At 64.0% G+C, this 203-nt stretch carries 1 pseudogene; it reads left to right on the forward strand.

Annotated elements, in window-relative coordinates:
- Nucleotides 1-203, forward strand: a pseudogene (locus BT147_RS03250) (collagen-like protein); the annotation flags it as partial.

The raw sequence follows: 203 nt of genomic DNA on the forward strand, positions 1-203 counted from the left end.
ACAGGACCTCAAGGCGACATCGGGCCTCAAGGCAACACGGGACCTCAAGGGGATACAGGGCCTCAAGGCGCCGGGGCGCCGGGCACTACAGGACCTCAAGGCGACATCGGGCCCCAAGGTAGCACGGGACCTCAAGGGATTACAGGACCTCAAGGTAGCACGGGACCTCAAGGCAACACGGGATCTCAAGGCGACATCGGGCC

The organism is Thermoactinomyces sp. DSM 45891 (assembly GCF_900119485.1).
In the GTDB taxonomy this organism is placed as follows: domain Bacteria; phylum Bacillota; class Bacilli; order Thermoactinomycetales; family Thermoactinomycetaceae; genus Baia.